The sequence below is a fragment of the Pseudomonas sp. UME65 genome (genome assembly GCF_014170225.1).
Taxonomy (GTDB): Bacteria; Pseudomonadota; Gammaproteobacteria; order Pseudomonadales; family Pseudomonadaceae; genus Aquipseudomonas; species Aquipseudomonas protegens.
The window spans coordinates 998,102-1,023,833 of record NZ_LZZQ01000013.1; the positions used below are offsets into that span (position 1 = coordinate 998,102).

At 63.6% G+C, this 25,732-nt stretch carries 26 protein-coding genes; 11 read left to right on the plus strand and 15 right to left on the minus strand.

The features are described from left to right. Nucleotides 1–476: 476 nt before the first annotated feature. A complete protein-coding gene (locus A9971_RS19460) occupies nucleotides 477–2,429 on the plus strand; it encodes a BCCT family transporter (RefSeq protein ID WP_225368821.1) in 1,953 nt (650 codons plus the stop codon). 187 nt (nucleotides 2,430–2,616) lie between these two features. On the opposite strand, the gene choV is transcribed toward A9971_RS19460, so the two are convergent. From choV to A9971_RS19475, 3 genes are all read right to left on the minus strand, one after another. Next, nucleotides 2,617–3,795 carry a choline ABC transporter ATP-binding protein gene (gene choV / locus A9971_RS19465; protein WP_011063939.1) on the minus strand — a complete coding sequence of 393 codons (1,179 nt, stop codon included), beginning with the start codon at nucleotides 3,793–3,795 and terminating at the stop codon, nucleotides 2,617–2,619. Beyond that, nucleotides 3,792–4,637 (minus strand): choline ABC transporter permease subunit, encoded by an 846-nt coding sequence (gene choW, locus A9971_RS19470; protein ID WP_019095263.1) that lies wholly within the window; start codon nucleotides 4,635–4,637, stop codon nucleotides 3,792–3,794. Before choW ends, choV begins: the two co-directional genes overlap by 4 nt. 70 nt (nucleotides 4,638–4,707) lie before the next feature. Then, a complete protein-coding gene (locus A9971_RS19475) occupies nucleotides 4,708–5,664 on the minus strand; it encodes a choline ABC transporter substrate-binding protein (RefSeq protein ID WP_011063937.1) in 957 nt (318 codons plus the stop codon). A gap of 427 nt (nucleotides 5,665–6,091) precedes the next feature. On the opposite strand from A9971_RS19475, the gene A9971_RS19480 reads away from it, so the two are divergent. Together A9971_RS19480 and A9971_RS19485 are read left to right on the plus strand one after the other, a co-directional pair. After that, complete coding sequence (locus A9971_RS19480) at nucleotides 6,092–7,468, plus strand: L-serine ammonia-lyase (protein ID WP_011063936.1); 1,377 nt, start codon at nucleotides 6,092–6,094, stop codon at nucleotides 7,466–7,468. 412 nt (nucleotides 7,469–7,880) lie between these two features. Continuing rightward, on the plus strand, nucleotides 7,881–8,984 hold the full coding sequence (locus tag A9971_RS19485) for a GlxA family transcriptional regulator (protein WP_011063935.1): 1,104 nt from the start codon (nucleotides 7,881–7,883) through the stop codon (nucleotides 8,982–8,984). Here the strand turns inward: A9971_RS19485 and aac(6') are convergent, their stop codons facing one another. Both aac(6') and A9971_RS19495 read right to left on the minus strand, forming a co-directional pair. Continuing rightward, nucleotides 8,985–9,431 carry an aminoglycoside 6'-N-acetyltransferase gene (gene aac(6') / locus A9971_RS19490; RefSeq protein WP_019095262.1) on the minus strand — a complete coding sequence of 149 codons (447 nt, stop codon included), beginning with the start codon at nucleotides 9,429–9,431 and terminating at the stop codon, nucleotides 8,985–8,987. It lies immediately after the preceding gene. Nucleotides 9,432–9,493: 62 nt separating this feature from the next. Beyond that, complete coding sequence (locus A9971_RS19495; RefSeq protein ID WP_015637320.1) at nucleotides 9,494–9,757, minus strand: hypothetical protein; 264 nt, start codon at nucleotides 9,755–9,757, stop codon at nucleotides 9,494–9,496. 314 nt (nucleotides 9,758–10,071) lie between these two features. Here A9971_RS19495 and A9971_RS19500 point away from each other — a divergent pair, with 314 nt between their 5' ends. Next, entirely contained in the window at nucleotides 10,072–10,500 is a 429-nt protein-coding gene (locus A9971_RS19500) for a DUF4952 domain-containing protein (protein ID WP_173476976.1), read from the plus strand. Between the two features lie 254 nt (nucleotides 10,501–10,754). Here the strand turns inward: A9971_RS19500 and A9971_RS19505 are convergent, their stop codons facing one another. The 5 genes from A9971_RS19505 to A9971_RS19525 all read right to left on the minus strand — a co-directional run bounded on the left by A9971_RS19505 (nucleotide 10,755) and on the right by A9971_RS19525 (nucleotide 15,570). After that, nucleotides 10,755–11,915, minus strand: a complete 1,161-nt coding sequence (locus A9971_RS19505; RefSeq protein WP_123431070.1) for a gamma-butyrobetaine dioxygenase — start codon at nucleotides 11,913–11,915, stop codon at nucleotides 10,755–10,757. Nucleotides 11,916–11,939: 24 nt separating this feature from the next. Continuing rightward, nucleotides 11,940–12,416: a thioesterase family protein gene (locus tag A9971_RS19510; RefSeq protein WP_015637317.1), complete on the minus strand. Its 477-nt coding sequence runs from the start codon at nucleotides 12,414–12,416 to the stop codon at nucleotides 11,940–11,942. Nucleotides 12,417–12,524: 108 nt separating this feature from the next. Further along, nucleotides 12,525–13,490, minus strand: a complete 966-nt coding sequence (locus A9971_RS19515) for an L-carnitine dehydrogenase (protein ID WP_015637316.1) — start codon at nucleotides 13,488–13,490, stop codon at nucleotides 12,525–12,527. Nucleotides 13,491–13,649: 159 nt separating this feature from the next. Continuing rightward, the gene (locus A9971_RS19520; protein WP_019095257.1) at nucleotides 13,650–14,537 is read right to left on the minus strand and encodes a 3-keto-5-aminohexanoate cleavage protein; all 888 of its coding nucleotides are present in this window, start codon (nucleotides 14,535–14,537) and stop codon (nucleotides 13,650–13,652) included. 88 nt (nucleotides 14,538–14,625) lie between these two features. Continuing rightward, on the minus strand, nucleotides 14,626–15,570 hold the full coding sequence (locus A9971_RS19525; RefSeq protein WP_183001136.1) for a choline ABC transporter substrate-binding protein: 945 nt from the start codon (nucleotides 15,568–15,570) through the stop codon (nucleotides 14,626–14,628). A gap of 194 nt (nucleotides 15,571–15,764) precedes the next feature. Here A9971_RS19525 and A9971_RS19530 point away from each other — a divergent pair, with 194 nt between their 5' ends. Beyond that, a complete protein-coding gene (locus A9971_RS19530; RefSeq protein WP_015637314.1) occupies nucleotides 15,765–16,724 on the plus strand; it encodes a GlxA family transcriptional regulator in 960 nt (319 codons plus the stop codon). A 37-nt stretch (nucleotides 16,725–16,761) separates the two neighbouring features. Here A9971_RS19530 and A9971_RS19535 read toward each other — a convergent pair whose 3' ends face one another. The 4 genes from A9971_RS19535 to A9971_RS19550 form a co-directional block, all read right to left on the minus strand. Next, nucleotides 16,762–17,178, minus strand: a complete 417-nt coding sequence (locus tag A9971_RS19535; protein ID WP_011063925.1) for a DUF3010 family protein — start codon at nucleotides 17,176–17,178, stop codon at nucleotides 16,762–16,764. Nucleotides 17,179–17,212: 34 nt separating this feature from the next. Further along, nucleotides 17,213–17,536 (minus strand): helix-turn-helix domain-containing protein, encoded by a 324-nt coding sequence (locus A9971_RS19540; protein ID WP_015637312.1) that lies wholly within the window; start codon nucleotides 17,534–17,536, stop codon nucleotides 17,213–17,215. After that, a complete protein-coding gene (locus A9971_RS19545) occupies nucleotides 17,520–17,774 on the minus strand; it encodes a type II toxin-antitoxin system RelE/ParE family toxin (protein WP_011063923.1) in 255 nt (84 codons plus the stop codon). Before A9971_RS19545 ends, A9971_RS19540 begins: the two co-directional genes overlap by 17 nt. Before the next feature lie 99 nt (nucleotides 17,775–17,873). Then, nucleotides 17,874–18,788: a LysR family transcriptional regulator gene (locus A9971_RS19550; protein ID WP_011063922.1), complete on the minus strand. Its 915-nt coding sequence runs from the start codon at nucleotides 18,786–18,788 to the stop codon at nucleotides 17,874–17,876. A 181-nt stretch (nucleotides 18,789–18,969) separates the two neighbouring features. Between A9971_RS19550 and A9971_RS19555 the strand changes: the two genes are divergently transcribed. The 3 genes from A9971_RS19555 to A9971_RS19565 are packed head-to-tail and all read left to right on the plus strand — an operon-like array spanning nucleotide 18,970 to nucleotide 21,219. Next, a complete protein-coding gene (locus A9971_RS19555) occupies nucleotides 18,970–20,307 on the plus strand; it encodes a nucleobase:cation symporter-2 family protein (RefSeq protein ID WP_183001134.1) in 1,338 nt (445 codons plus the stop codon). A 55-nt stretch (nucleotides 20,308–20,362) separates the two neighbouring features. Next, nucleotides 20,363–20,872, plus strand: coding sequence for a nucleoside deaminase (locus A9971_RS19560; RefSeq protein WP_123431067.1), 510 nt, complete (start codon nucleotides 20,363–20,365; stop codon nucleotides 20,870–20,872). Beyond that, a complete protein-coding gene (locus A9971_RS19565) occupies nucleotides 20,869–21,219 on the plus strand; it encodes a hydroxyisourate hydrolase (RefSeq protein ID WP_015637310.1) in 351 nt (116 codons plus the stop codon). The genes A9971_RS19560 and A9971_RS19565 overlap by 4 nt, the downstream gene beginning before the upstream one ends. 108 nt (nucleotides 21,220–21,327) lie before the next feature. Here A9971_RS19565 and A9971_RS19570 read toward each other — a convergent pair whose 3' ends face one another. Further along, on the minus strand, nucleotides 21,328–21,729 hold the full coding sequence (locus A9971_RS19570; protein ID WP_019095253.1) for a lysozyme inhibitor LprI family protein: 402 nt from the start codon (nucleotides 21,727–21,729) through the stop codon (nucleotides 21,328–21,330). 235 nt (nucleotides 21,730–21,964) lie between these two features. On the opposite strand from A9971_RS19570, the gene A9971_RS19575 reads away from it, so the two are divergent. From A9971_RS19575 to dgcA, 3 genes are all read left to right on the plus strand, one after another. After that, the gene (locus tag A9971_RS19575; protein WP_053160273.1) at nucleotides 21,965–22,942 is read left to right on the plus strand and encodes a dipeptidase; all 978 of its coding nucleotides are present in this window, start codon (nucleotides 21,965–21,967) and stop codon (nucleotides 22,940–22,942) included. A gap of 163 nt (nucleotides 22,943–23,105) precedes the next feature. After that, nucleotides 23,106–23,636 carry a 4-vinyl reductase gene (locus tag A9971_RS19580; protein WP_011063916.1) on the plus strand — a complete coding sequence of 177 codons (531 nt, stop codon included), beginning with the start codon at nucleotides 23,106–23,108 and terminating at the stop codon, nucleotides 23,634–23,636. 15 nt (nucleotides 23,637–23,651) lie between these two features. After that, nucleotides 23,652–25,712, plus strand: a complete 2,061-nt coding sequence (gene dgcA, locus A9971_RS19585) for a dimethylglycine demethylation protein DgcA (RefSeq protein WP_123431066.1) — start codon at nucleotides 23,652–23,654, stop codon at nucleotides 25,710–25,712. The last annotated feature ends 20 nt before the right edge of the window (nucleotides 25,713–25,732 follow it).

Sequence of the window (25,732 nt, forward strand, 5' to 3'; positions counted from 1 at the left end):
TCCTTAGGCCTGTCGATTGGCGTATGACGCCCGTCGACTTGTGGGCCAGTCTATTTTGTTTTGATTGAACGTTCAATCAACAAAGAATAAGATCTGCGACAAATCGTCGCTGCCTGGGGAGTTTCTCCTGCTCGCAGATGGCGGAAAAACGACCTCCGAAAATGCCCGAAACTTACACGCGGCATAGCGTGGACCGGCAAGAGAGCACACGTGTTGAAGGGGCAGGACGCTCCGGGTTCCAGGCGACGAACTGCAGGTTCGTCACCGGCCCCGGATGCGGTTGCGCAACGCGGCTTTTGCGGTTTCGGGTGTTTTCGGGGTGTCTTTATAACACCCGATGATCGGCTGCCAACTAACCGATTGGTCGGGTGCCGTGTTGCCTTGTGTCCTTCTCTCGCACTGCCCGGAGCATCTGCGCAATGAGTTCTGCCTCTCTTATAAAGACCCCACCGGAGAAGGTGCGGGTCAACGGTTGGGTGTTCTACACCTCCACCGCGCTGATCCTGTTGTTGACCGCCATTCTGATCATCGCCCCGCAAGAGGCCGGCCGACTGCTGGGCATTGCCCAGGCCTGGTTGTCCCGCAGCTTCGGCTGGTACTACATGGTGGTGATCGCCGCTTACCTGGTGTTCGTGGTGGGCCTGGCGTTCTCCTCCTACGGCAAGCTCAAGCTGGGGACCAAGCAGGACACCCCGGACTTCAGCTACGGCGCCTGGGCGGGGATGCTGTTTTCCTCCGGCATCGGCATCTCGCTGCTGTACTTCGGTGCTTCCGAGCCCCTGGACCACTACTTCAACCCGCCGGAAGGCGTACCGGGCAGCAACCTGGCCGCACGCCAGGCGCTGCAGCTGACGTTCCTGCACTGGGGCCTGCACGGCTGGGCCATCTATGCCCTGGTGGGCCTGGCGGTGGCGTACTTCGCCTATCGGCATAACCAGCCACTGGCACTGCGTTCGGCGTTGTACCCGCTGGTGGGCGAGCGCTGGGTCAAGGGCGCGGCCGGCCACGCGGTGGACGGCTTCGGCATGTTCGTGACCCTGCTGGGCCTGGTGACCAACCTCGGGATTGGTTCGATGCAGGTGTCTTCCGGCCTGGAAAACCTGTTCGGCATGGAGCACAGCAACACCAACCTGCTGATCGTGATCATCGTCATGAGCACGGTGGCCACCATCGCCGCGGTGTCCGGCGTGGAAAACGGCATCCGCCGCCTGTCCAACCTGAACATCGTGCTGTTCAGCGGCCTGCTGATCTTCGTCCTGCTGTTCGGCCCGACCCTGCACCTGCTCAACGGCTTCGTGCAGAACATCGGCGACTACCTGAACGGTGTAGTGCTCAAGACCTTCGACCTCTATGTGTATGAGGGCGACAGCGCCAAGTCCGATCGCTGGCTGGGCCTGTGGACCCTGTTCTACTGGGCCTGGTGGATTTCCTGGGCGCCATTTGTAGGCATGTTCATCGCGCGTATTTCCCGTGGTCGCACCGTGCGTGAACTGGTGGCCGGCGTACTGTTGATTCCCCTGGGCTTCACCCTGGCCTGGCTGTCGATCTTCGGTAACTCGGCCCTGGATCTGGTGGTCAATCAGGGAGCCGTGGAGTTGGGCAAGACGGCGTTGGAACAGCCGTCCATGGCGATCTACCAACTGCTCGAGCACTACCCGGCCTCGAAGATTGTCATCGGTGTGTCGATCTTCGTCGGCTTCGTGCTGTTCCTGACCCCCGCCGACTCCGGGGCGGTGATGATGGCCAACCTTTCGTGCAAGGGCGGCAACGTCGACGAAGACGCCCCGCACTGGCTGCGGATCTTCTGGTCGGTGGTGATCACCCTGGTGACCATCGGCCTGCTGTTCGCCGGCAACTTCGAAGCCATGCAGACCATGGTGGTGCTGGCCGGCCTGCCGTTCTCGGTGGTGCTGATCTGCTTCATGTTCGGCTTGCACAAGGCCATGCGCCAGGACGTGCAGATCGAGCAGGAGCAGGCGCAACTGGCCGAGCGTGGTCGTCGTGGCTTCAGCGAGCGCCTGAGCCAGCTGGACCTGCAGCCGACCCAGTCGGTGGTGCAGCGCTACATGGACAAGCACGTCAGCCCGGCCTTGCAGGAAGCGGCGGCGCAACTGCGCAACTTGAGCCTGGAAGTGCAGACCAACCTGGGCAAGTCGAAGAACCTGCTGGGCCTGCGCGTGGAAATGGATGAAGGCAATCCCTTCGTCTATGAAGTGAGCCTGGACGGCTACCTGGCGACGCCTAGCGAATCGACCCAGCCGGAAGGGGCCGACAGCGAAGTGCGCAGCCGTTTCTACCGCGCCGAGGTGTATCTGCACAACGGCAGCCAGGAATACGACTTGATGGGCTTCACCCAGGAGCAGATCACCCGGGATGTGCTCGATCAGTTCGAAAGCCATCGGCAGCTCCTTGGCCGTGTCTATAGCTGAGTGAAGTCACGGGCCGCTCCCTACGGAGCGGTTCCAGCCGCTGTAGGAGCCGGCTTGCCGGCGAAGGCGTCCTCAAGGGCACTGCAAGGCTTAAGGGCCTGTTCGCTGGCAAGCCAGCTCCTACAGAAGGGGGTGGGTGGTTAAAGCAAAACGCCGCGATTGCTCGCGGCGTTTTTGTGTCTGCTGCTTAACCCAGGTTCTTGCCGAGCAGCGCGTGGTAGAGCTCGCTGTCGCCAAGGATACCCACCACTTTCTGGTTGTCGTGGAGCACCAGTTTGTTGCCGGTCTGGTAGCGGATCTGCAGGGCATCGCGCATGCCGATGCTGGAGTCCACCAGGGTCGGGCGTCGGCCCAGTTCTTCCACGGCTTGCCCCGGAACCCAGTTCTGCAGGTCCAGCTGCGAGCCGTTGCGGCGTGCGCCCTTGATGGTGTTGCCTTCGGCCAGGTCGAGCCAGGAATCGCCACCCGGGTCCAGGCATACCGAGCCGTTGACCCGCTTGCAGTTGTCCAGGCTGCGCATCAGGCTGCGCCCGCACAGCACGTTCAGTGGGTTGGTGTGGGCAACGAAAGTCCGTACATAGTCGTCCGCCGGGTTGAGCACGATCTCTTCCGGGTTGCTGTACTGGATGATCCGTCCGTCTTTCATGATGGCGATGCGGCTGCCCAGCTTCAGGGCCTCATCCAGGTCGTGGCTGACGAAGACGATGGTCTTGCTCAGCTTGCGTTGCAGCTCCAGCAGTTCGTCCTGCAGGCCCTGGCGGATCAGCGGGTCGAGGGCCGAGAAGGGTTCGTCCATCAGCAGGATATCGGCGTCCATGGCCAGGGCACGGGCCAGGCCCACGCGCTGCTGCATGCCTCCGGAGAGTTCGTCGGGCTTCTTGTTGCGCCACTGGGTCAGGCCCACCAGCTCAAGCTTCTCGTCCACCAGCTTGCGCCGTTCCTTTTCCGGGCGGCCCTGCATTTCCAGGCCGAAGCTGATGTTTTCGCGCACGGTCAGCCAGGGCATCAGGGCGAACTTCTGGAACACCATGGCGATGCGCTTGGTGCGCATCATCTTCAGCTCGGCGGGGCTGCAGGAGGCGATGTCGATCTGCTTGCCTTCATGCTCGACGAACAGCTTGCCGCGGCTCACGGTGTTCAGGCCGTTGATGCAGCGCAGCAGGCTCGACTTGCCGGAACCGGAGAGGCCCATCAGCACGCAGATCTCGCCTTTCTCGATGTCCAGGCTGGCATTCTCGACGCCGACGATCTGCCCGGTCTTCTTCAGGATCTCGTTGCGGGTCATGCCCTGGTCCAGCAGCTTGAGGGGCTCGCGCGGGTCCTTGGAGAAAATCACGTCGACCTTGTCGAAGCGGATAATGCTCATGCGTCACCTCCTACTTTGGCTTCAGGTTGCTTGCAGATGCGGTCGAGCATGATCGCCAGCAGCACAATGGCCAGGCCGGCTTCGAAGCCCAGGGCGATATCCGCGGTATTGAGGGCGTTGACCACCGGCTTGCCCAGGCCATCGGCGCCCACCAGGGCGGCGATCACCACCATCGACAGCGACAGCATGATGCATTGGGTAATGCCGGCGGCGATGCTCGGCATGGCGTGGGGCAGTTCAATGCGCGACAACAACTGACGGCGCGAGCAGCCAAAGGCCTTGCCGGCGTCCATCAACTCTTGTGGAACATCGCGAATGCCCAGGTAGGTCAGGCGGATCGGCGCGGCGATGGCGAACACCACCGTGGAAATCAAGCCGGGTACCACCCCCAGGCCGAACAGGGTCAGGGTCGGGATCAGGTAGACGAAGGTGGGCACGGTCTGCATCAGGTCCAGCACCGGCCGCATCATGGTGTAGAACAGCGGCTTGTGCGCCGCGACTATGCCCAGCGGTACGCCGATGAGCACGCAGACCAGGGTGGCGAACAGCACCTGGGCCAGGGTTTCCATGGTTTCCTGCCAGTACCCCAGGTTGAGGATCAACAGGAAGGACAGCACGACAAAGGCGGTCAGGCCCCATTTGCGCTGGATCAGGTGCGCCAGCAGGGCAATCAGGCCGATCAGGGCCAGGGGGTTGAACCAGGTCAGCGCGAACGTCACGCCGTGGATCATGGTTTCCAGGGTGGTAGCGATCGCGTCGAAGGTGCTGGCGCCGTGCTTCGTCAACCACTCGACGAAAGCCGCGATGTACTGGCCCAGGGGGATTTTCTGATCAGTGAGCATGGTATTGAACGTCCGCATGCAAGGGAAAAACAGCCCGGGCGGGCGAGCCCGCCCGGCGTAAGCGCACTACTTAATTTGAAGCTTGTGCAAGCTTGGCTTTCACGGCCTCCAGGCCAGGTTTACCGTCAATGGTGGTCACGCCGGCGAGCCAGGTATCGAGCACCTGAGGGTTCTGCTTCAGCCAGGCCTTGGCGGCCGCCTCAGGCTTCATCTTGTCGTCCAGCACGTTGCCCATCAGGGTGCTTTCCATGTTCAGGGTGAACGACAGGTTCTTCAGCAACTGGCCGACGTTGCTGCACTCTTCGGCATAGCCCTTGCGGGTGTTGGTGTAGATGGTGGCCTGGCCGAAGTTGGGGCCGAAGAACTCGTCGCCGCCGGTCAGGTACTTCATCTTGAAACGGGTGTTCATCGGGTGCGGTTCCCAGCCCAGGAACACCACCGCGGTGTCACGGCGCTGTGCGCGCTCGACCTGGGACAGCATGCCTGCCTCGCTGGATTCCACCACCTTGAAGCCGGCGTCCTTCAGGCCGAAGGCATTCTTGTCGATCATGGTCTGGATGGTGCGGTTGCCGTCGTTGCCCGGCTCGATGCCGTAGATCTTGCCGTCCAGTTCCTTCTTGAACTTGACGATGTCGGCGAAGTCCTTCAGGCCCTTGTCGTACAGCGACTCGGGCACCGCCAGGGTGTACTTGGCGTTTTCCAGGTTGGCCCGCAGGGTGGCCACGGTCCCGGCGTCGCGGTAGGGCTTGATGTCGTTTTCCATGGTCGGCATCCAGTTGCCGAGGAACACGTCCATGTTCTTGCCGTCGGCCAGGGACTTGTAGGTCACGGGCACGGAAATCATGGTGGTCTTGGTCTTGTAGCCCAGGGCGTTGAGCACGACGCTGGTGGTGGCGGTGGTCACGGTGATATCGGTCCAGCCGACATCGGAGAAGTTTACGGTGCTGCATTGTGCCGGTTCTGCGGCTTGTGCCAGAAGCGGCAGACTCAGCATGGCGGCCAACAACAACGACGGGGAACCTTTCATAGGGGGGACTCCTGGATGTTTTTTTGGCGGCGTTTGGACCGCGCTTATAAGTGTGGCGGTTGGTGTGTCGGGAACAGCTCTACCACCGTGCCTTGCAATCGAGTCGAGACTGATCATGTACCAGTGAAAATCTGTCGCCTACAGGGTGCGTCGTATCCAGTACAGGGAGGGTCGCATCCAGTGTCGGTGAGGTCGCTTACAGTGTTTTCGGGCGATTTTTCCTACAACTGAGCCGCAAAAAACGCCCAAAACCCCTGCGTTGCGCCTGGCGGCGTTAGTGGGCATGAGTGAGTCGGTGTCAGACGTCGCGGGCCTTGGCAAAAGCCTGATGATGCGCCCTTCTCGGCGGATTGCAGCTTGAGCGTAGCAGCTCCGTCAGAGGGCGTTTCCGGCGCCCGGACAGTGCTCAACCAGGAGTTACGCAGCAATGGCTATCAGTGTTTTCGACCTGTTCAAGATCGGCATCGGCCCCTCCAGTTCCCACACGGTCGGGCCCATGCGCGCAGCGGCTTTGTTCGTCCAGGTATTAAAGGAAAGGCAACTGCTGGAGCAGGTACGCCGGGTCGAGGTGCAGCTCTTCGGTTCGCTGTCCGCCACCGGCATCGGCCATGGCAGCGACAACGCGGTGATCATGGGCCTGATGGGGGAGTGGCCGGACGCGATCGACCCGTCGCTGATCGGCACGCGCATCGAGCTGCTGCGGGAAACCGACACCCTGTTGCTGGACGGGCGGCTGCCAGTGCCTTTCATCTGGGCCCGGGACATGCAGCTGGTGGACCGCAACCTGCCATTCCATCCCAACGCCATGACCCTGGTGGCCGCGGGCGAAGAGGGTGAGCTGCACCGCGATACCTACTATTCGGTGGGCGGCGGTTTTGTCGTCGACCAGGCCCAGGCCGACAGCGGTGTGGCGGACCTGGACCGCAGCGAGCTGCCTTACGATTTTTCCAGTGCGGTGGAACTGCTGGGCCTGTGCCAGAAGCACAACCTGCGGGTCGCCGAACTGATGCTGGCCAACGAGAAGGTCTGGCGTTCGGAAGAGGAAATTCGCAGCGGCCTGATGGCGCTCTGGCGTGCCATGCAGGACTGCGTGGAACAGGGGCTCAAGCACGAGGGCATCCTGCCTGGCGGGCTCAATGTGCGTCGCCGCGCGGCCAAGTTGCACCGTAGCCTGCAGGAACTGAACAAGCCCAATGTGATCGGCTCCACCCTCAGCGCCATGGAGTGGGTCAACCTGTTTGCCCTGGCGGTGAACGAAGAGAACGCCGCCGGCGGACGCATGGTCACCGCCCCCACCAACGGCGCGGCGGGGATCATTCCGGCGGTGCTGCATTACTTCATGAAGTTCAGCGAAGACGTCACCGACGCCAACGTGGTGGATTTCTTTCTCGGCGCGGCGGCCATCGGCATCCTGTGCAAGAAGAACGCCTCCATCTCCGGTGCCGAAGTCGGCTGCCAGGGTGAAGTGGGTTCGGCCTGCGCCATGGCGGCGGCCGGGCTGGCGGAAATTCTCGGGGCGACCCCGGAACAGTTGTGCAACGCCGCGGAGATCGGCCTGGAGCACAACCTCGGCCTGACCTGTGATCCGGTGGGCGGGCTGGTGCAGGTGCCGTGCATCGAGCGCAACGCGATTGCCGCGGTGAAGGCGATCAATGCCGCGCAAATGGCCTTGCGCGGCGATGGCCAGCATTTCATTTCCCTGGACCGGGTGATTCGCACCATGCGTGATACCGGCGCCGACATGCACGACAAATACAAGGAAACCTCCCGTGGCGGCCTGGCGGTCAGCGCCGTGGAGTGCTGATTGCCGGCGCGCACAAATCGCTCACATGCCCAGGGGCGCGCCACCTTTTAGCGCGTCGTGAATAGACAAGTCGCCAACCGGGCCGGGCAGCCCCCGTGCCCGTGGCCCGGTTGTGCTTTGAGTGACACTCGCCCGCCCCTGTGCGAAGTGCCTGCCGCGCAAGTGCTACCTAACTGCTCACAGCTCTCTGGGCCTGGCCACCGCACGCCGACGGCGGCGCTTCTTATCCGCACATTGACAAGGGCTATGTAGACACGTCGCGACGTCGTTTTCAGGAGTTATTGAATGCCCATTCAACTTTAGGCATGGCAATTGCTCTGTGAATATCAAGCCCGTCTCCCTTGAGGAACAGGGCACATAAAAAGAGCCTCCGCCTGAGGCCATCACCCGCTTTGTGTGAGGAGATATCGCGATGACGTCGTTCAACTCCGGGGCCCAACCCCAGAACCGTGCGCCTCAATCCATCGGCTTTCTGCTGCTGGACAATTTCACGCTGATTTCCCTGGCCTCCGCAGTCGAACCCCTGCGCATGGCCAACCAACTGTCCGGTCGCGAGCTGTATCGCTGGACCACCCTCAGCGTCGATGGTGGCCAGGTCTGGGCCAGTGACGGTCTGCAGATCACCCCCGATGCCGCGATGCACAAAGCCCCCAGCCTCGATACCGTGATTGTCTGCGGCGGTATCGGTATCCAGCGCACCGTCACCCGCGAACATGTGTCCTGGCTGCAGAGCCAGGCCCGCCAGTCGCGCCGTCTGGGTGCGGTGTGTACCGGCAGCTGGGCCCTGGCCTGCGCCGGCCTGCTGGACGGCTTCGATTGCAGCGTGCACTGGGAATGCCTGGCGTCGATGCAGGAAGCCTTTCCCCGGGTGGCCATGAGCACCCGTCTGTTCACCCTCGACCGCAACCGCTTCACCAGCTCCGGCGGCACCGCGCCGCTGGACATGATGCTGCACCTGATCAGCCGCGATCATGGCCGCGAGCTGTCGGCGGCGATCTCGGAAATGTTCGTCTACGAGCGCATCCGCAACGAGCAGGATCACCAGCGCGTACCCCTCAAGCACATGCTGGGCACCAACCAGCCCAAGCTGCAGGAAATCGTCGCCCTGATGGAAGCCAACCTCGAAGAGCCGATCGACCTCGACGAACTGGCGGTGTACGTCGCCGTGTCCCGGCGACAGCTGGAGCGGCTGTTCCAGAAGTACCTGCATTGCTCGCCGTCGCGCTACTACCTCAAGCTGCGGCTGATCCGCGCCCGGCAACTGCTCAAGCAGACTCCCATGTCGATCATCGAAGTGGCGTCGGTCTGTGGTTTTGTCTCCACGCCGCACTTCTCCAAGTGCTACCGCGAGTACTTCGGCATTCCACCGCGTGACGAGCGCATCGGTTCCAACACCACCCAGCAGGTGGCGATGATGCCGCTGCCGCAAGCCATGGTTTTGGCGCCGCTGTCCGGGCCATTGTCGGCCCTGAGCCAGGCACGCAACGAATCGACCTTCGCCAGCGTGCGCCTGTAGTCACAGGCGTTTCTTGAAATACACCACGCGCTCGGTTTCCTCGAAACCCAGCGCGTGGTGCAGATCCTGGCTGGCCAGGTTGTCGAGGCTGGTGTCCGAGGCCATTTCCACGCATCCCTGTTGTTGCCCCCAATAGGCGACCTGCTCGATCAGGCGCTGGGCAATGCCCTGGCGACGATGCCCGGGGGCCACATAGATACCTTCAAGAAAGACCACGGGGGAGCTGTCGGTGCCGTTGACGTAGTCGTGGCGCAATGCAGCCTCGGCCAGGCCCACGGCCTCACCGTTCTCGGTGCAGGCCAGCCAGCAGCCGTAGCGCTGGGGCTCGGCCAGAATCTGCTGGATTTCGGCCTGGTGTTCATCCTGCGGGCAATCGGGCCACAGGCCCTGGCGCAATTGCAGCCACCCGCCAGCGTTGGCGGATGAACCAGGTTCAATGGGGGTCATGAGCGGGCCTGTGGTTTGTGGAGGAAACCCACTTTAGCAACCCGCCCGGGCCCCGGGGGCGTTCACGCGCGTTTTTGCTGCTGGTACTCGGCCAGGGCCGGCAGTAGTTGGCGGTCGATGGCCTGGCGTACGGCAGGCAGGATGGTCGCATTGCCGGTGAGCATCTGCTCGACCATGCCCTTGAGCGCCTTGGCCCGTGCATCGCTCAAGCCCCTTACCGCACATTCGCAGGCCTGCTCGGCGCTGGCACCTGCGGGCATTTCGAAACCCAGGGCCCGGAGTTGTCCCAGCAGGTCGTCCTGGTCAATCAGATCCGCGTGCATCATGACTCTTATCCTTGTTCAGGGAGCGTGGTCGTGAGCCGATTCTGGTAGGGCGTCCGGGTGGCGGCAAGGGCAGATTGTCGCGATGGCCCGTTTACCTATGAACAGGTCGTTTTCGGCTAAGTCGATGGCCATGGCCGGTTGCCACAGCGTTGGGAAAAGGCGGCGCAATCAAGTCTTGCGGCGCTTGCTTGTGAGGCCTCGGGCTTGCCTGAAGGGGGGGGTAATGAGCGCTCCTGCCGCGCAAAGACTCTCTGTGCAAGCGCTGGGTGTTCGGTAGGATGGCTGCCGAGTGGCAAGCCATGGAGCTGGAGTGGATGAAAGTGATGTTCAGAATGGGGTTCGCCTGTTTGTTGTTGATGGTTTCCGGCGCCGCTCTGGCAGCTCCCGAGTGCGGCGATTTTCTGAAGGCCATGACCGACCCACCGAAGTCCCTGGAGTTTTTCCGTTGTGAGTCGAAGCCCCAGGATCAGGGCGCACCGCTGACTGCCAGTTACCGGGTCAAAGGTAAGGATGCCCATGAGGTAGAGCGCTATCTGCGGCGGGAGTTGGGGGTTCAGGAGGGGCTCAGGTTTGTCTGCTGCGGCTGGGAAACGAAGGGTTTCATTTCCTATAGGGATAGAAAGACCGGGCGTAATTACCAGATTGGCATGGGCTCTGAAGAGACGCCCTACAACCGGCGCCAGGATTGGCACAAGATCGGCTATTTCTATGTGACGGTGGTGCTGTATACCGAGGACATCTGAAGGCGTGGCAGTGGCCCTATTACCTATGAGCAGGTCGCTCTCGGCTAACTCGCGGGAAGGCAGAGTGGGCAGACTGAAACCAGCTCGCGTCGTGTCGGTTTGGTCACCTTCTCACCGCAGCTCCTCAGAAGTAGTCCCTGCCTCGATCCTGTCACGGCTTGATCGGGGCTTTTTTTTGCCTGTGCAAAGCTCTCCGGCAAGTTTCGCCGGCAAGCCGGCTCCCACGGGGGGAGCCGGGGCGGGTGGGGTGAGGATCAGCGCTGCAGCACCAGGATTCTGGAGAGCAGTTCGTCGCGGTCGATGTAGCAGCCCTGGAAGTGCCGGGCGCCGCTGGCCGGGTCGAAGGCGTTGCGCGCGTGCAGGGTGCGGCGGTTGTCGAAGCACCAGAGCTGGCCCGGGTCCAGGCGGCGAATGACCCGGAACCTTGCTTCGCGGGTCAGGGCGATAAAGCGCCGGTAGGCGCGGTACAGCCGGGGCATCTGTTCTTCCGTGGTGTCGAAGGGGCCACGCAGGAAATTGGCCATGCGGATTTCCGCGACCTGGCCCCGGGCATCCAGGGCGATGACCGGCGCCAGGCAGCGGTAGTCGCTGTGGCGGTCCTTGTTGCGAAACTCCACGGGAATTTCGCACAGGGCGCGGAACGCCTCGGGGTCTTCCCGGCGCAGGGCGTCGGCAATGGCGAAGCCGTCGACGAAAATGCTTTCGCCGCCTACCGCGTCATTCACCAGGCAATGCAGGAATTGCAGCCCCGGTTGCAGCTCGCGGGTCGGCAGGTCGCTGTGCAGCGGCAGATTGAAGGCGGTGTAGGCGTTGCTGTCGGCATCGGCCTTGGACTGCACGTTGAACAGCACGCCGAAATTGCTTTCGCGGATAAACGAAATACGCCGCGCAATCAGGGCCAGCGAGCCGGGTTCGGTGGGCGCGCCACGGACCTGGGTCAGGCCGGTATCGCGCAGGGCCAGCAGCCATTGCAGCAGCACCTGGGGGTCCTCCATCAGCGCCTGGTACTGGAACTCGGGCAGTTGCAGGCTGGCGTCCCACAGCGAGTGCCGGGCCTTGGCGGCCTGCCGTTCTTCGCGCGACTGTCGATCATAGGCATGGGCCCGCAGCCAGCCGGGGTCGAAGCGGCTGCGGTGGCCGTCCGCCCAGTCGAGGTTCAGGCAGCCGTCGGCATCAATGCGTGCGGCGCTGCACTCGAGGTCTTCGGCAACATCGACGATTTCCAGCACCTGTTCGCGGGTCACGCTGTAGACGCATTGCGGGCAAGGGCAGTTGTCCCGCAGCCATTGATGATGAAAAGGGCTGAGACGGCCGTCGGCCCAGTGCACCTGGAGCCGGTCCGGCAGGACCTGGACAGTGGCCAGTGCGCTGATCAACGGGTAACTGCGGTAGTCGGCAAGGGCGGCGGTGTTCACGGCGATCTCCTTTTCTTCTGAGGGCTATTTTTCCGCGGGCAGGGCGATCACCCGGCCGAGGCAGGCCGGGCGCGGCAGGTCCGCCTGCTCGGCGGCCAGGGTTTGCAGGCGTTGCAGCACCGGCTCGCTGAACGGCGCCGAACGCGGCCCGGCCAGGTCGACGTGGAGCAGCATTTGCTCGTTGCCTGCCAGCTCCCGGGGATCATCGAGTCTGTGCAGGCTGTGGTAGAGGTGCAGGCGCTTGCGATCGTGGCCGATGATCTGGGTGCGCACTTCGACCTCGGTGTCGAGCTTCACCTCATGCAGGTAGTTCAGGTGCAGTTCCAGGGTGAACAGCGAGTGGCCGCTGGCTTCGCGGTTGTCACTGTCGAGCCCCAGGCGATCCATCAGGGCGTCAGTGGCATAGCTGAAGATCAGCAGGTAGAAGGCATCGCGCAGATGGCCGTTGTAATCGACCCAGTCGCTGATGATGCGGGTGCTGTAGGTGGTCAGGGCAGGCATAAGGTCACCGGATAACGGTAGGAGCCGGCTTGCCGGCGAAGGCGTCCGTTGGGTTTGCGCCTGGCTTGGCGGCCCGTTCGCCGGCAAGCCAGTTCCTACGGGGTTGGGTTAGTCGTGAAAGTGCATGCCGTGCTTGGCCTTGGTGGTTTTCACCGCCTCCAGCACCGCCAGCAGGCAGTCATCACGATAGCGCTCCAGGGCCGCAATGCTGTGGGTGCCCAGTTGCTCGGCGGTGCCTTCGACCACGTCGTCGATCAGCTTGTCGGTCAGCTCCGGGGCCGGCAGGTAGGTCCAGGGCAGTTGCAGCGCCGGGCCGAACTGGGCCATGAAGTGGCGCATGCCGGCGTCGCCGCCCGCCAGGGTGTAGGTGAGGAAGGTGCCCATGAACGACCAGCGCAGGCCGGCGCCAAAGCGGATCGCATCGTCGATTTCCCCGGTGGTCGCCACGCCGTCGTTGACCAGGTGCAGGGCCTCGCGCCACAGCGCTTCGAGAAGACGGTCGGCGATGAACCCCGGGACTTCCTTGCGCACGTGAAGGGCGCGCATCCCCAGGGATTCATAGACCTTGATCGCGGCCTGGACCGCTTCGGGCGCGGTGCGTTTGCCGCCCACCACCTCCACCAGTGGCAGCAGGTACACCGGGTTGAACGGGTGGCCCACCACGCAGCGTTCCGGGTGGGTCGAGCCCTCGTAGAATTCGCTGGGCAAAAGGCCCGAGGTGCTGGAGCCGATCAGCGCCTCAGGCTTGGCCGCGGCGCTGATTCTGCTGTGCAGTTCCAGCTTGAGCTCCAGGCGTTCGGGAGCGCTTTCCTGGATGAAGTCGGCATCCTTCACGCATTCCTCGATGGTGTCGACGAAGCGCAGGCGCTGTTGTGATGCTCCGGGGGCCAGCCCTTGTTTTTCCAGCGCGCCCCAGGCATTGGCGACGCGCTTGCGCAGGGCCGCTTCGGCGCCGGGCGCCGGGTCCCAGGCCACTACGTCGAGGCCGTGGGCCAGGGCACGGGCCACCCAGCCGCTGCCGATCACGCCACTGCCCAGGGCGGCGAAAGTTTTGATGTTGGTGATAAAAGTCATCGCGTCTTCCTGGATAAAGAGTTCGTAGGAGCTGGCTTGCCAGCGAAGCTATTGGCGGCCTTGCGGGCCCCTTCGCCGGCACGCCGGCTGCTACGAGCTCGGATGTGACGGCCTCTTCGCGAGCAAGCTCGCTCCTACGGGGGGAGAGGTGGATTGGGGTCAGCCGCGTTGCTTCAGGCCCATTTTCTGGCGGCCTTCGGCCGGGGTCAGGACCCGGGCGCCGAGGCGGCTGAGGATTTCCGTGGCCCGTTCCACCAGTTGGCCGTTGGTGGCGAGCACGCCGCGATCCAGCCACAGGTTGTCTTCCAGGCCGACCCGCACGTTGCCCCCCAGCAGCACCGCTTGCGCGGCCATGGGCATTTGCATGCGGCCAATCCCGAAGCCGGCCCAGACCGCGTCCGCCGGCAGGTTGTCGACCATGGCCTTCATGGTGGTAGTGTCCGCCGGGGCGCCCCAGGGAATGCCCAGGCACAGCTGGAACAGCGGGTTGTCCAGCAGGCCTTCCTTGATCATCTGCTTGGCGAACCACAGGTGCCCGGTGTCGAAGATTTCCAGCTCGGCCTTCACTCCCAGCTCCTGGATACGCTTGGCGCCGGCCCGCAGCTGGGCCGGGGTGGAGACGTAGATGGTGTCGCCGTCGCCGAAGTTCAGGGTGCCGCAGTCCAGGGTGCAGATCTCCGGCAGCAGTTCCTCGACGTGGGCCAGGCGGGTCAAGGGGCCGACCAGGTCGGTGTTGGGGCCGAACTCCATGGGGTTCTCGCCGCCGCCGATCTCCAGGTCGCCGCCCATGCCGGCGGTGAGGTTGACGATGATGTCGATGTCGGCCTCGCGGATCCGCTCCATCACTTCGCGGTACAGCGCCACATCGCGGCTGAACTTGCCGGTGGCGGGGTCGCGCACATGGCAGTGCACCACGGTGGCGCCGGCCTTGGCGGCTTCTACGGCGGCCGCGGCGATCTGTTTCGGGGTGACCGGCACGTGCGGGCTCTTGGCGGTCGTGTCGCCAGCACCGGTGAGTGCGCAGGTGATGATGACGTCGTGGTTCATGGTGCGGTTCCTTACAGGCGTGTTTGCTGAGGGCGTGAGGTGGCCGTGCGCAGCCCAGGGCGGGCTGCGGGGCGGCAGTGGCGGTGGCTTATTTGCTGGTCAGTTGCAGGTGTTCGGCGGCCGGCTTGCCATCGAAGGTGGTGACCCCTTCCAGCCAGCGCTGCTGGTCCTGCGGGTGGTCCTTGAGCCATTGCCGCGCGGATTCCAGGGCATCCTTGTGATCCAGCAGCGGCTGCATCATGCGGCTCTCGTCTTCGGCGCTGAAGGTCAGGTTGGTCAACAGCCGGTGCACGTTCGGGCACTGCTCGGCGTAGTTAGGCGCGGTGACGGTCCACACCGTGGCCTGGCCTTCGTTGGGCCCCAGGGCGTTTTCGCTGCCGCTGAGGTAGATCATCTTGAAGTTGACGTTCATCGGGTGCGGCGCCCAGCCGAAGAACACGATGGCCTCGTTGCGTTTCACCGCTCGGGCCACCGCCGACAACATGCCCGCCTCACTGGACTCCACCAACTGGAACTTGCCCAGGCCGAACTGGTTCTTGGCGATCATTTCCTTGATCTGGGTATTGGCTCCCGAACCCGGTTCGATGCCGTAGATCTTGCCCCCCAGTTCCTTCTGGAACCTGGCGATGTCGGCAAAGGTCTTCAGCCCCTTGTCCGCCAGGTAGGCCGGCACGGCCAGGGTGGCGCGGGCGTCCTTGAGGCTCGGTTCGGCCAGGACCTTGACCTGGTTGGCGTCGACGAAGGGGGTGATGGTCTGGGTCATCAGCGGGTTCCAGTAGCCCAGGAACAGGTCCAGGCGCTGGTCACGGATGCCGGCGAAGATGATCTGCTGGGAAGCACTGGTCTGCTTGGTCTTGTAGCCGAGGCCGTCGAGCAGGACCTGGGTCAGGGCGCTGGTGGCGATCACGTCGGTCCAGTTGACCACGCCCAGGCGCACGTTCTGGCAACTGGCGGCATCGGCGGCCAGGGCCCCGCTGCTCAGAAAAACGCTACCACTAAGCGCAAGCACACAGTTGCTGATCAGTCGTTTCATGATGCTTTCCTCGGCAGGTCGTTATTGTCGGTCCCGGCGTCTTTGTGCGCAGGTGTTGCCAAGGTACGCAGGCGCCGCCGGTGGCAAGCGCACAGCGGCGACCGACTCTTGCACTGCAGCGACCTGCCCCCTTGTGGCACGGGGGCATTTGGCGTATCACAAGGCCCACGCTGGCCGTCACCGGAGTGCGTTGCATGTCCCAGGACTTCTATTTCCTACTGATGCCGGGGTTTTCCGCCATCGGTTTCATCTCGGCCATCGAGCCGCTACGGGTGGCCAACCGCTTTCGTGGCGAGCTGTACCGCTGGCATGTGCTGAGCGCCGACGGCGGCGCGGTGCTGGCCAGCAATGGCATGTCGGTGAATGTCGATGCGGCCCTGGAGCCGCTGAAGAAAGGCGCGACCTTGTGGGTGGTGGCCGGTTTCGAGCCGCTGAAGTTTCTCACCCCGGCCCTGGAGCACTGGTTGCGGCGGCTGGAGGTGGAGGGCGTGACCCTGGGCGGGATCGACACAGGTAGCGTGATCCTTGCCGAGAGCGGTTTGCTGGAGGGGCACCGGGTGACCTTGCACTGGGAGGCCATCGAGGCCTTCAAGGAGTCCTACCCGCAACTGAGCGTGACCCAGGAGCTGTTCGAGATCGATCGACGGCGCATCACCTGTGCCGGCGGCACGGCGTCCATCGACATGATGCTCGACCTGATCGCCCAGGCCCACGGCCCGCAACTGGCGGTCCAGGTCAGCGAGCAGTTCGTGCTGGGGCGCATCCGCCCGCGCAAGGATCACCAGCGCATGGAAGTCGCCAGCCGCTACGGCATCAGCAACAAGAAGCTGGTGCAGGTGATCGGCGAAATGGAACAGCACAGCGAACCGCCCCTGAGCACCCTGGCCCTGGCCGAGTCGATCAAGGTCACCCGGCGCCAGCTGGAGCGCCTGTTCCGCCTGCACCTCAACGACACCCCGAGCAATTTCTACCTGGGCCTGCGCCTGGAGAAAGCCCGCAAACTGCTGCGCCAGACCGACATGAGCGTGCTGGAGGTGAGCATTGCCTGCGGGTTTGAATCGCCGTCCTACTTCACCCGCAGTTACCGCGCGCGTTTCGTGCGGTGCCCGCGGGAAGACCGGCGCCCGTCGGGCGGCGGCCGCGAGCTGGCTTGACTCGGGCTCGGTAGCGCCGGCCAGCCGGCTCCTACGGTTACTTTTTCAGCAGGGCGGCGCAGGCGGCTTTGTAGGCTTCGTGCTGGTATTTGTTGAGGCTCGCGGCCAGAGCGAAGCCGTGCTTCTTGTACTGGGCGTTGATGGTCTGGGGCGACAGCAGGGTCACCTCGCAATTCTCCAGCAACTGAAACACGCCTTCGATCTTGAAGGTGGTGGGGCCGCCGGCGAACTCGCCTTTCTTGCTGCGCTTCTTGATGGCGATGCGGGTGATCCCGTGTTCGCGCACGAAGGCCCCGACCTGGCTGGCGAAGGCCTTGACGTTGGCGGCCTCGTCATCGTCTTCCAGGGCGATTTTCTTGGTGGCCAGCGGCTGGTGTTGCACCGCGCCGTCTTGCAGGGTGGCGAGGGCGAAGATGGCTTCGCTGCCTTTGATCTCGATACCGCAGATGCTCATGGGGAACCCTTTCAATCAGTGAGTGAGGCGCAGCTTACAGCTCCAGCTGGTCGGCGCGTATGCCGAAGGCGGCGGCGATCTTTTCCCGGGTGGCCCGGCGCGGCCGGGCGACGCTTTCCTGCTGGGCAAAGGCCGGCTGGGAGATCCCCAGGCGCCTGGCGACTTCGTCCTGGGTGAGGTGCAGGTGCTCGCGCCAGGCGCGTATCGGTGTGGCGCCGTCGACCATGCGGCTGACCACGTCATGGGGTATCAGATCGGCTTCCTTGTATTGCGCCATGTACTGCGCGTAGGGAATCACCACGAATGCCGGGCTGCCGTCCGGGCCGTGGATGATCTGGATGTCAGTAGGTACGTTCATCACGTTTCTTGACCTCTTGAACACTGACGATGTGTATGGCTCCGTCCCAGTCGAACAGGACCCGGTACTGCCCGACCCGAAGACGATAGGCATAAGTGTGGCCGGACAGGGCTTTGACGTTGCCACTGGCGGGCATGTCGGCCAGCAGGGCAATCGCATCGCGAACCTGGACCTGATGCTCGTGGTGCAGTCGCATCAACTGCTTGACCGCTTTTCTACTCCAGAGGATCTCGTTCATGGCGGACTATATAAGTCTTTTATAAGGAATGCGAATCCTTGCTTATATTTCCTGCCCGGCCAAGTGCAGAACCTTGTCCCTTTGTTGCCCGCGCCAGCATTACCAGGTCGTGGACTGCCCGCGCCGGTCCACCTCGTACACCTTCTGGCGCAGCAGCCGCTCCTTGAGCCAGCGCTCGGCCTTGCCCATCACCCGTTGTCGGGCCCAAAGCAGGTCGACGCCGATCAGCCAGTCGGTATGGGGGTAGGCCCCCAGTTGCAGTTCCACCAGCTCGCCCTTGGCCAGTTCACGCTGGATCAGTTGCCGCGGCAGGGTGGCCCAGCCCAGGCCGGCGCGGACCATTTCCAGCAGCGCCAGGTAGTTTTCCGCCTGCCACAGCTGGGTGGAGCGCAGGTATTCGCTGCTGGGCAGCTTGTTGGCGTGGGCGCTGAAGGCCAGGCGCCGGTGCACATGCAGGTCGTCGAAGGTCACGCTGTCGAGCTGCGCCAGCGGGTGGTCCGGGTGGCAGACGTGCAACATGATCAGCTTGCCCAATTGCTGGAACTCCAGCTCCTGGGGGTAGCCCGGTTGCGAGAAGGCGATGCCCAGCACCGCCTCACCCCGGGCCACCAGCTCGCTGGCGTCCCCGGACAGCGGGTGGCGGATCAGCAGGTCGACATAGGGAAAGGCCTGTTCGAACTCCCGCAGGGCCGGCATCAGCGGGCCATAGGGGGTTTCGATGACGATCGACAGGTGTGGCTCCACCACCTGCGACAGGCAGTCGGCGTTGGCCTGCAGGGTCAGGCAGCGCTCCAGCACCGCCTCAGCCTGCAGCAGCATCTTCTGCCCGGTGGCCGTCAGCACCGGGCTGCGAGCGCTGCGGTCGAACAGCTCGACCCCCAGGTCCGCCTCCAGGTTGCCGATGGCCACACTGACCGTGGACTGGGTCTTGCCCAGCTTGCGTGCGGCGGCCGAGAACGAGCCGCTTTGCGCGGCCTGTACGAACATCTGCAGTTGATCCAGCGAAAAGCGCATCGCGGCTCCCGGCCCTGGAAGAGGGCTGTCTGATCCATCGTTAAAAACGATGGCTGCTCATTTGTTTCATCGTATTCAAGCACAGATCATGGCCCCGACGTCCGTACTTCCTGCCGGCGGCGCTTGCCCCGGATGCCTGCCAAAACAAAAGCAAAAGCTGCACCTTCAGGAGACCTGCGACATGACAATTTCCCGCGTGCATCCCGTGGACGAGGTACTGCCCGTCCGCCAGCTGTTCACCTTCGGCCTGCAGCATGTGCTGGTGATGTATGCCGGTGCGGTGGCGGTGCCGTTGATTCTAGGCAATGCCCTGGGCCTGACCCCGGCGCAGGTGGTGCTATTGATCAACGCCAACCTGCTGACCTCGGGCATCGCCACCCTGGTCCAGACCTTGGGGTTCTGGCGTTTTGGGGCGCGGCTGCCGTTGATCCAGGGCTGTTCGTTCATCGCCCTGGCACCGATGATCATGATCGGCAAGCAGTTCGGCCTGACCGAGGTGTTCGGCGCGGTGATCGCCGCAGGCCTCATCACCATTGCCCTGGCGCCGCTGTTCAGCCGTTTGCTGCGGTTTTTCCCGCCCGTAGTGATCGGCAGCCTGATCACCATCATCGGCATTTCCCTGATGCCGGCAGCGGCGATCTGGCTCGGCGGCGGCAACCCCGCGGCGGACGATTTTGGCGCGCCGGCCAACCTGCTGCTGGGGCTGGCCACGGTAGCGGTGACGCTGGTGATCTACGGCAAGTTCTCGGGCTTTATCGGCAACCTCAGCGTGCTCATCGGCTTGCTGGTGGGCAGCCTGATCGCCGCGGCGTTCGGCATGACCGACTTTGCCCAGGTGAGCCAGGCGGCCTGGTTCGAACTGAGCCGGCCCATGGCGTTTGGGGCTCCACAGTTTTCCCTGGTGCCGATCCTGATCATGACTCTGGCGATGCTGGTGATCATGGCCGAGACCACTGGCAACTGCCTGGCCATCGGCAAGCTCACCGGCAAGCCGACCACCCAGCGCACCCTAGGCGATGCGTTCCGCGCCGATGGCCTGTCGACCCTGCTCGGCGGGCTGTTCAATAGCTTTCCCTACAACGCCTTTACCCAGAACACCGGGCTGATCGCGCTGTCCAGGGTCAAGAGCCGCTTCGTGGTGGCTGCGGCCGGGGCAATCATGGTGCTCATGGGGCTGTTTCCCAAGCTGGGTGCCCTGGTGGCCGCGGTGCCGACCCCGGTGCTTGGCGGCTGCGCCATCGTGATGTTCGGCATGACTACAGTGGCCGGCATCCAGGAACTGTCGCGGGTGCCGTTCGAAGGTACGCGCAACGCCATCGTGGTGGCGGTGTCGGTCAGCGTCGGGGTGCTGCCGATGTCCTTCCCGGCGCTGTTCGCCCATCTGCACGGTCCCCTCAGGCTGGTGCTGGAAAGCGGCATCTTCCTTGGCGCCATCACCGCCATCGTTCTCAACCTGCTGCTCAACCCCCGTGAGGCCGCCACCCAGGTGCTGGCAGCCCATGTCGAGCTCAATGACTGACGTTTTTCTCGCCGCCATTGCTGTGGCGGCTCCTGCCCATGAAAAGGAGGTCAAGATGACCCAGATTCTTTCTTCCATCCCTGCCGGCGTCACCGAACTGGACCTGCACTTGCTGCGCCAGAGCATCCAGCTCGCCGAAGAGGCCAAGGCCCGCGGCCGTCATCCGTTCGCCGCCCTGGTGGCCGATCGCGACGGCAAGGTCATCGCCAGCGCCGGCAACAACTCGATGCCCCCCGAAGGCGACCCGACCCAGCACGCCGAACTGGCGGCAGCGGCGCTGGCGGCCAAGCGCCTCAGCCCCCAGGCCCTGGCCGAGTGCACCCTGTACACCAGCGCCGAGCCCTGCTGCATGTGCGCCGGGGCCATCTACTGGACCGGCATTGGTCGGGTGGTCTACGCCTTGTCCGAACATGAGCTGCTGGAGTTGACCGGCGCCCACCCGGAAAACCCGACCTTTTCCCTGCCGTGCCGCGAAGTGTTCGCCCGTGGGCAGCGGCAGATCCCGGTGTTCGGGCCGATGCTTGAGAGCGAGGCCGCGCTGGCGCACAAGGGCTTCTGGAAATGAACGGCGGCCTATCCATCCATGTGGTGGACGTCGCCAGCGGCAAGGTGGCCGAAGGCATGGCGGTGCGGGTGCGCCGCCTGGGCGGCGAGCTGCTCTGCGCAGGGCGAATTGCCGGCAACGGCTTGCTGAGCGAGCTTGCCGAGCGGTCGGCGAGCTTCGGCCAGGGCGTCTACGAAGTGGAGCTGGACGTGGCGGCGTTCTATCGCGAGCAAGGCCAGGCGCTGCCGCCGGTGCCCTTCCTCGAGGTGCTGGCGTACCGCTTCGGCCTGGATGATCCGCGCCAGCACTACCACCTGCCGTTCAAACTCACCGCCTGGGGCGTCTCGTGCTTTCGCGGTGGCGCCTGACCCGGCGCTGACCTGTAGGAGCGAGCTTGCTCGCGAAACGCTCGCAGCCACCACAACCGGTTCGCCAGAGCGCTTTTCGCGGGCCGGCCCGCTCCTAGCGGTGGCGGGTCATTCCTGGGCGATGGATTCGATGAACTCCGAGCGTTCGTCGCTCATGCGCGCCAGGCAGTCATTGGTGGCGATGGTGTAGGCCTTGGTGCCGGGCTTGGCCGGAAAGGACTCCATCGCGCAGTCGGCGTCGCGCTGCTTCTGCCACAGTTGCTGGGCATTTTTGACCTTGGCGCTGATGTCGGCCAGTTGCCCTTTGTCGCTGCCATAGAGGGTGCCCAGGCGCTCCAGCAGGCTCTGCACGTTGTCGCCCAGCAACTGTTCGGCGGTGGTCCTGTTGTAGGTCGCGCATTCCAGGGTCTGCACGTCGTTTTCCACGCCGTCGCAGGGCGTGTTGTCGGCCTCTTCGGCCGCCTGTACGCCTGTCGTTATCAGTAACAAGGCCAGGAAGATCGGTTTCATTGCAGCGCTGCCCTCATCCAGTGACGCTTTCGTTGAAGCGGCGAATTCTGGCGCAAGCCCCGGGCAAAGAACAGAGGCCACCCATGCCCTCCGTCCGGCCCTTTGTCGGCGCTTGACGCTTTCGGCAATTCCCCTGTCGTTTTTGCACCCAGGCGCCCCGGCCCTCAAGCATATGCTGACCCCAAAGCGCCGGCAGACGATTCGGCGCATGAATCGCCAATAAGGGGACAGCCTGATGAGCCCAGCCGAACTACACGCCGACAGCATCGTTATCGACGGGCTGATCATTGCCAAGTGGAACCGCGAGCTGTTCGAGGACATGCGCAAGGGCGGCCTGACCGCAGCCAACTGCACCGTGTCGGTTTGGGAAGGTTTCCAGGCCACGATCAACAACATTGCCTCCAGCCAGAAGCTGATACGCGAAAACAGCGACCTGGTGATGCCCGTGCGCACCACCGCGGACATTCGCAAGGCCAAGGAGCTGGGCAAGACCGGCATCCTCTTCGGCTTCCAGAATGCCCATGCCTTCGAAGACCAGATCGGCTACGTCGAGGTGTTCAAACAGCTGGGCGTGGGCATCGTGCAGATGTGCTACAACACCCAGAACCTGGTGGGCACCGGCTGCTACGAGCGTGATGGCGGGCTCTCCGGGTTCGGCCGCGAGATCGTCGCCGAGATGAACCGCGTCGGGGTCATGTGCGACCTGTCTCACGTTGGTTCCAAGACCAGCGAGGAAGTGATCCTCGAATCCAAGAAGCCGGTCTGCTACTCCCACTGCCTGCCGTCGGGGCTCAAGGAGCACCCGCGCAACAAGTCCGATGCCGAACTGAAATTCATCGCCGACCACGGCGGTTTCGTCGGCGTGACCATGTTCGCGCCGTTCCTGGCCAAGGGCATCGATTCGACCATCGACGACTACGCCGAAGCCATCGAATACACCATGAACATCGTCGGTGAAGATTCGATTGGCATCGGCACCGACTTCACCCAGGGCCATGGCCAGGACTTCTTCGAATACCTGACCCACGACAAGGGCTACGCCCGGCGCCTGACCAACTTCGGCAAGATCATCAATCCCCTGGGCATTCGCACCGTGGGCGAGTTCCCCAACCTCACCGAGACCCTACTCAAGCGCGGCCACAGCGAGCGCGTGGTGCGCAAGATCATGGGCGAGAACTGGGTCAGCGTCCTGAAGGACGTCTGGGGCGAATAAGGCCACCCCCCCCACAGCACATTCCTGTAGCCGCTGCCGCAGGCTGCGATCGGCTCCGAAGGAGACGCGCTCTTGCGGCCCTCGGAAGGCTCTTCGAGCCTTTTCGCAGCCTGCGGCAGCGGCTACAGACGTACTTATCCACAGAATTCCGGAGTTTTGAAACATGGCCAAGATCGCCCCGCAATTGCCTATCGAAGTCGACAGCGAAACCGGTGTCTGGACCTCCGACGCCCTGCCGATGCTCTACGTGCCACGGCATTTCTTCGTCAACAACCACATGGGCATCGAGGAGGTGTTGGGCGCCGATGCCTACGCCGAGATCCTCTACAAGGCCGGCTACAAGTCCGCCTGGCACTGGTGTGAAAAAGAAGCCGAATGCCACGGCCTGGAAGGCGTCGCGGTGTTCGAGCACTACATGAAGCGCCTGTCCCAGCGCGGCTGGGGCCTGTTCAAGATCCAGGACATCGACCTGGATAAAGGCACCGCCAGCGTCAAGCTCGAACACTCGGCCTTCGTCTACGTGTACGGCAAGGTCGGGCGCAAGGTGGACTACATGTTCACCGGCTGGTTCGCCGGTGCCATGGACCAGATCCTGGCGGCCCGTGGCAGCAAGATCCGCACCGTGGCAGAGCAGGTTTACGGTGGTTCCGAAGAAGGCCACGACGATGGCCTGTTCGTCGTCAAACCGTTGTAAGCGGAGTTAAGAAAAATGGCTTTCGAAGCGATGTTCCAGCCGATCCAGATCGGCAAACTGACCATCCGCAACCGTGTGCTGAGCACTGCGCACGCCGAGGTCTACGCTACCGACGGTGGCATGACGACCGAACGGTATGTGAAGTACTACGAGGAAAAGGCCAAGGGCGGCATCGGCCTGGCGATCTGTGGCGGTTCCTCGGTGGTGGCCATCGACAGCCCACAGGAGTGGTGGAGCTCGGTGAACCTGTCCACCGACCGGATCATCCCGCATTTCCAGAACCTGGCCGACGCCATGCACAAGCATGGCGCCAAGATCATGATCCAGATTACCCACATGGGCCGGCGCTCGCGCTGGGACGGTTTCAACTGGCCGACCCTGATGTCGCCGTCCGGGGTGCGCGAGCCAGTGCACCGCGCCACCTGCAAGACCATCGAGCCGGAGGAGATCTGGCGGGTGATCGGCAACTACGCCCAGGCCGCGCGCCGGGCCAAGGCCGGTGGCCTGGACGGTGTCGAGCTGTCGGCGGTGCACCAGCACATGATCGACCAGTTCTGGAGCCCACGGGTCAACAAACGCACCGACGAATGGGGCGGCACCTTCGAGAAACGCATGCGTTTCGGCCTGGAAGTGCTCAAGGCGGTACGCGCTGAAGTGGGCGACGATTTCTGCGTGGGCATGCGCCTGTGCGGCGACGAGTTCCACCCGGACGGCCTGTCCCATGAGGACATGAAGCAGATCGCCAAGTATTACGACGACACCGGCATGCTGGACTTCATCGGCGTGGTGGGTTCGGGCTGCGACACCCACAACACCCTGGCCAACGTGATCCCCAACATGAGCTTCCCGCCGGAGCCGTTCCTGCACCTGGCGGCGGGCATCAAGGAAGTGGTCAAGGTGCCGGTGCTGCACGCACAGAACATCAAGGACCCGAACCAGGCCACGCGGATTCTCGAAGGCGGTTACGTCGACATGGTGGGCATGACCCGCGCGCACATGGCCGACCCGCACCTGATCGCCAAGATCAAGATGGGCCAGATCGACCAGATCAAGCAGTGCGTCGGCGCCAACTACTGCATCGACCGCCAGTACCAGGGCCTGGACGTGCTGTGCATCCAGAACGCCGCCACGTCCCGTGAATACATGGGCGTGCCGCACATCATCGAGAAAACCACCGGCATCAAGCGCAAGGTGGTGGTGGTCGGTGCCGGTCCTGCCGGTATGGAAGCCGCTCGCGTCGCCGCCGAACGCGGCCACGACGTGACCCTGTTCGAGAAGAAGGAAGCCATTGGCGGGCAGATCACCACCGCCTCCAAGGCCCCGCAACGGGATCAGATCGCCGGTATCACCCGCTGGTATCAGCTGGAGCTGGCGCGCCTGAAAGTCGACCTGCGCCTGGGCACCGCGGCGGACACCGCGACCATCCTCGACCTGCGCCCCGACGTGGTGGTGCTGGCCGTGGGCGGCCATCCGTTCATCGAGCAGAACGAGCACTGGGGCGCCGACGAAGGGTTGGTGGTCAGCAGCTGGGACATCCTCGACGGCAAGGTGGCACCGGGCAAGAACGTGCTGGTGTACGACACCATCTGTGAGTTCACCGGCATGTCGGTCACCGACTTCATCGCCGACAAGGGTTCGCAAGTGGAAATCGTCACCGACGACATCAAGCCGGGCATCGCCGTGGGCGGCACCTCGTTCCCTACCTACTACCGCAGCCTGTACCCCAAGGAAGTGATCATGACCGGGGACCTGACCCTGGAGAAGGTCTACCGCGAGGGCGACAAGCTGGTGGCGGTGCTGGAGAACGAATACACCGGCGCCCGGGAAGAACGGGTGGTGGACCAGGTGGTGGTGGAAAACGGCGTGCGTCCTGACGAAGAGCTCTACTACGGGCTCAAGGAAGGTTCGCGCAACAAGGGCCAGATGGACGTCGAGGCGCTGTTCGCGATCAAGCCGCAGCCGTGCCTGAGCGAGACGGGGGAGGGCTACCTGTTGTTCCGCATCGGCGACTGCGTGTCCCAGCGCAACACCCATGCCGCGATCTACGACGCACTGCGCCTGTGCAAGGATTTCTAAGCCACTTCCTGTAGGAGCCG